Origin of the sequence: Plesiomonas sp., from assembly GCF_051650925.1 — a bacterium.
Taxonomy (GTDB): domain Bacteria; phylum Pseudomonadota; class Gammaproteobacteria; order Enterobacterales; family CAMTGL01; genus Plesiomonas.
Window position 1 is genome coordinate 1 of sequence record NZ_JBOFRH010000516.1, and the last position, 1,074, is coordinate 1,074.

A 1,074-nucleotide genomic window follows, 5' to 3' on the forward strand; every position below is an offset into this window, starting at 1 on the left:
GGTAGAAGTTAAGGCAGGTTGCTGGCGATAACTGACACCGCTCGCTGAAGACAGAACGAAGTCAGTACAAAACAGTCGTGAGGCGGTAAGTTAAAACATAACGTGCTTTGCCTCAGGTTAGTCTCTAGATACCGTGCAGAGTTATCAACTCGCTGATCAGGGCCAATGTATTTTGGATAAAAAATACAGTCTGTAATGAATAAATGCGGCTGATAGAATTTACTGTATAATCATATAAATGAAAATAGTGACCCTATTATGCCGCATTCTGTGTGGTGGTTTTTTTGCCGCCAGTGCGCTGACTAAATTCTTCGATACTAAGGGATTTGCCCAAACCATAGCAGCGTTTGGGCTGGTGTTACCCGCATTCATCCCCTACATCGTATGGTTATTGATCCTCACGGAATTGCTGGTGGGCATTGGTGTTTTATGCCGCGTAAAAATGGCGATTGCCTCAATGATGGTCTTGCTGGTTCTGTTTATGGCGGTATTGGCATATGGCATGGCCATTGGTCTGGATATCAATTGTGGATGTTTAGGGGCCGCCGATTTAAGTGGCTTGCCGCAGGCGTTAGTGCGTGATGTGGCGTTACTGGGCATGTGCATATGGCTGTGGTTCAATGTTGAACCGTACAGGTGCAATTTTTTAGTAAAAAAGACTAGAGAATCAATAAAATAATATGGAGATAAAAATGAAGAAACACGTACTGGCAGTGGCAGCACTTCTGACGGTTGCAACCTTAACCACCGGCTGTTCAGACAATCAATTTGAACAGGAAACGGCGGCTGAAAAACAAGCCATTACGCTTGCTCGTGAAGCGCAGCAGGGTGGCTACCAGCTGATTATGGTGGAAGAGCTGAAAAATCGTCTGGATGGTCAACAAGAGATGCTCATTATCGATACCATGCCGTACGACAGCAGCTTCAAGAAGGGCCACATTCCGGGGGCTAAAAACTTTGTGTTCGCTAAACAAGCTACCGATGGCAAAAGCTGGGCGGCGTTGACCGAAGATAATCAATCCGAACAAGCCTTCTTGGAGCTACTAGGCCCAGATAAGAGCCGCACTATTGTTA

2 protein-coding genes are annotated in these 1,074 nt (G+C 45.8%); both read left to right on the forward strand.

The annotated features are described in order from the left end of the window. Positions 1-247: 247 nt before the first annotated feature. The gene (locus tag ACRC27_RS12335) at positions 248-679 is read left to right on the forward strand and encodes a DoxX family protein (RefSeq protein ID WP_438640001.1); all 432 of its coding nucleotides are present in this window, start codon (positions 248-250) and stop codon (positions 677-679) included. A 13-nt stretch (positions 680-692) separates the two neighbouring features. Continuing rightward, positions 693-1,074 (forward strand): rhodanese-like domain-containing protein (locus ACRC27_RS12340; protein WP_438640002.1); only part of this gene is annotated, 382 nt, incomplete at its 3' end.